4 protein-coding genes are annotated in these 3,739 nt (G+C 69.1%); all 4 read left to right on the top strand.

From position 1 onward, the window contains the following. Nucleotides 1-425: 425 nt before the first annotated feature. The 4 genes from ACWFQ8_RS33380 (at nucleotide 426) to ACWFQ8_RS33365 (ending at nucleotide 3,466) form a co-directional block, all read left to right on the top strand. Nucleotides 426-662, top strand: a complete 237-nt coding sequence (locus ACWFQ8_RS33380; protein ID WP_453790021.1) for a helix-turn-helix transcriptional regulator — start codon at nucleotides 426-428, stop codon at nucleotides 660-662. Nucleotides 663-736: 74 nt separating this feature from the next. Beyond that, entirely contained in the window at nucleotides 737-1,984 is a 1,248-nt protein-coding gene (locus tag ACWFQ8_RS33375; RefSeq protein ID WP_453790020.1) for a tyrosine-type recombinase/integrase, read from the top strand. Nucleotides 1,985-2,012: 28 nt separating this feature from the next. Then, nucleotides 2,013-2,558, top strand: coding sequence for a hypothetical protein (locus tag ACWFQ8_RS33370; protein ID WP_453790019.1), 546 nt, complete (start codon nucleotides 2,013-2,015; stop codon nucleotides 2,556-2,558). Between the two features lie 332 nt (nucleotides 2,559-2,890). After that, nucleotides 2,891-3,466, top strand: coding sequence for a hypothetical protein (locus ACWFQ8_RS33365; RefSeq protein WP_453790018.1), 576 nt, complete (start codon nucleotides 2,891-2,893; stop codon nucleotides 3,464-3,466). The last annotated feature ends 273 nt before the right edge of the window (nucleotides 3,467-3,739 follow it).

Below are 3,739 nucleotides of genomic sequence, written 5' to 3'. Positions count from 1 at the left end.
TTCGAATCCGCTACGAGATACGCGCCGACCTCCACCTCAGTCTCCTCCAACTCGCCTGCAGCATCATCTGCTTACGACGACTCCGAATCTCATTCCGAAACGATCAGTAAGGCAGACGGCCCGCCCTTCTTGTCCGAAGAGAAGAGACCTTGCGTCACCTGCGACACCAGCAGCCGAAAGCGGTCGATGACCTGCGGCTTCCACGGTGACGCAAAGCACCGAGGCTGTGTCATCTCGCGTCACCCATGTCACCGATGACGGAACCCGAGTCGCTCAGTGACACACCCCCCGACAACCCGTGTCACCGAGAAACCGCAGGTCAGGCGGTATAGGTGACACCAATGACGGGGTGACGCAGAATCCGGGGCCTCGGACAGCACGAGCCCATACCCACGCCCCCGCTGACATCCGCGCTGGAGAGCACCGTGGCCGAGCAACCCGACCCCCGCGCCACGCTGCGCGGAGGACTCCCCGACCGCTATCTCACCCCCGACGACATCGCCGACCTCTTCGACGTCCCGCTGGAGACCGTCTACCAGTGGCGCAAGAAGCGCACCGGGCCACCCGGATTCCGCATCGGCAAGCACGTGCGGTACGACCCCGCCGAGGTCTACGCCTGGATCGCTGAACAGAAACGGGCGGACCTCAGCCAAGCCGCCTGACCCCCACCACAACCGCCGAGGGCGGGCCCATACGGGCCCGCCCTCGGTCCGTACGCCCGGAAAGGCACACCAACGTGGCAGGCCACATCCAAGACCGCTGGTACAAGACCGAACCCAACGCCAACGGCAAGCCCGTCCGCATCAAGACCGATCGCCACGGCACCGGTCTGCGCTACCGCGCCCGGTACATCGGTCCCGACGGCACCGAGAAGAGCAAGTCCTTCCGCGACCGCGAAAAGCGGCTGGCGGATCAGTGGCTCGCCCAGGTCGAGGCGGACATGGCGCGCGGGCAGTACGTCGACCCGCGCGCCGGCCGCATCACCTTCCAGCAGTTCGCCGAGAAGTGGGTGTCCAAGCTGACTTCGGACGAGGTCAGCCGTACGGCGGTTGAGTCGCGGCTCCGGCTTCATGCGTACCCGCACATCGGCTCCCGCCCGCTCGGATCCTTCCAGCCCGCGCACATTCGCGACTGGCTCGGCGAGTTGGCCGCAGACTCCCTGTCGGCAAACTATCGGCGTGCGATCTTCGAGAACGCATCGTCGGTCCTGAACGCAGCCGTAGATGACGGCATTCTGCGACAGAACCCCTGCCGTGCCACGTCCGTGAAGGCGCCTCAGCCAATGCCCTCCCGGGTGAAGCCCTGGACGGCAGACCAACTGTTGGGCGTGCGAGCAGGACTGCCCGCGCACTACCGCGCGATGGCCGACCTCGGGGCCGGATGCGGACTGCGTCAGGGCGAGATCTTCGGGCTCCCGGTCGATGAAGTCGGGTTCCTCACGGATTGGGTGCACGTCGGGTTCCAGGTGAAGCGCATCCACGGGACGCTCGTCTTCGCTCCACCGAAGCGCGGGAAGGTTCGTGATGTCCCGCTGCCTGAGTCGGTCGCTCAGGCGCTCACAGAGCACATGCGGCGCTTCCCGCCGGTCAAGGTCACCCTTCCGTGGCTGACCCCGGACGGGCCGCCGCTGACCAAAGAGCTGGTCTTCACCAGCACCGCGGGCAACGCAATTTGGCGAAGCGCGTTCAACGACCAGACGTGGAAGCCCGCACTCGCGGCGGCCGGCGTCATCCCCGAGCCCGAGAAGGGCGAGCGGTACGCGTCGGCACGCGAGCATGGGATGCACGCCCTGAGGCACTTCTACGCCTCCGTGCTCCTGGACGCCGGGGAGAGCATCAAGGCGCTCAGCACGTACCTAGGACACAGCGATCCCGGGTTCACGCTCAAGGTCTACACGCACTTGATGCCAAGCAGTCAAGGCCGAACCCGGAGGGCGGTCGACAGCGTCCTCTTCAGGGCAGTAGAACCCATGGCGCTGCGCTGAGTGCAGGGCCGACCCTTCGGAGGGAATCGTGGACAACACCTTGCTGGCGCTCGCGGGCACAACAATCGCTGTAGCGGGCACTCTCCTCGCCCCCATCCTGTCGCAGCGGCTTGTCGGCCGCGCCGAATCGAACCGCTTCGAACGTCAAGAACGTGCGGCCAATACCCGGTGGGCCCGCGAGCAACAGGTTGTCGAGCTAGGCAAACGGCGTGACTGCTACGTGACCGCAAACTCTGGATACCGCCGCTACCGCATCGAACTCATGAAGTATCTGTGGCTTGTTCACAAGGGGGAGGTCACTGTGGAGGCGCGGACGGCCGTGGAGGACGCACGTCACGCGATGCATGCTTCCTTTGCCGAGGCGCAGATGGTCTCCTCCGATGCGGTACTGGCAGAGCTGGACTCCATGACGCAGACCCTTGCAAACTCGTACATGCGGGTAATGCGCCTGGAGGAAGGCAACACTGCACCCCAGGGCTCGTTCGAGGAAATACGGACTGACTTACTGCGGGCCAACGAACAGTGGGCGGTCATGCGTGGCGCAATGCGGGCTGACCTGGGAGTGGCTTCGTGACGGTAGGCCACTCCTCGATCGCTCCTTACGGCGGCGCTGAAATCGGCGACGGCCCACAGACGGCCCAGGAGGGATGAGGCGGCCCTCTGCGTGTAGTTCCACCGCAGGTGGGAGGCGGTTTTCCCGGATTCGATGGCAAGTAACACCCCATCTTGCCTGACGTCCATCCCCCGGGGGAAACCCGTATCATCCCGCGGCCCTGATCCGCGGGGACGGAGGCGCTCGCGTGATCACGCCGGGGCGCGCGGCCGCGAGTGGCCGAAACCCTCTGCGACCCGTGGGACGGGAGGGCAGGATGTCGGTGGCACCGGGCCGCGACCGTGGGGGACGCAGTGGGGAACGCGTGGCCGGCTCTCGCCGGCGCTCTGGTCGCGGTACTGGGCACGCTGCTGGCCCCGGTCCTGTCGCATCGCGTACTCGCGCGGACGCAGGCGGAGCAGTCCGCGCGAGCGGAGCGGGCGGCCGATGCCCAGTGGGCGCGCGAGCAGCGGGTCGTCGAGCGGGAGCAGCGGCGGAGCTGCTACGTGGGTGCCAACGCGGGCTACCGCCGCTACCGCGTCGAGCTCATGAACTACCTGTGGCTGGTCCACAAGGGCGCGGTCACCCCGCAGGGCCGGGCGGACCTGGAGGAGGCCCGGCACGTCCTGTACGCGTCCTTCGCCGAGGCGCAGATGGTCGCCTCGGACGCGGTACTGGCGCAGCTGGACGCCTTGGCGCAGGCCCTCGCGAGCTCCTACAGCCGGATCATGCGGCTGGAGGAGGGCGATCCGCACCCCGAGGGGTCCTTCGAGGAGCTACTGGCGGCCCTTCTGGCGCTCGGGGACCGCTGGGCGGAGATGCGCGACACCATGCGGGCGGACCTCGGCGTGGCCGCCGGCCCGGCGGACCCCCCGCAGATCGACGCCTGACCGACGCCGACGCGGCGCGGGGCGCAGGCCGGGGGCCGCAGGCCAAGGGGCAGGTGCGCGGCCCGACGGACCCGGCGTCGATCCACGCGACAGCGCGCGGGGCCGCGAGGGGGCGGGGGTGCGGCCCGTAGTAGGCCGCACCCCCGCCGTGCGGGCGGGCCGGGGGGGCGGGGGGGGGGGCGGCGGCCGGCGGCCGGGGGCGCGGGCCGGGCGGCGCGCCGCGGCCCGCCGCCCGCCCCCGCGCGGGGGGGGCGGCGGGGCGGGGCCCCGGGG

This window comes from Streptomyces sp. NPDC055254, from assembly GCF_053606025.1.
This window is presented reverse-complemented; position numbering and strand designations above follow the sequence as displayed.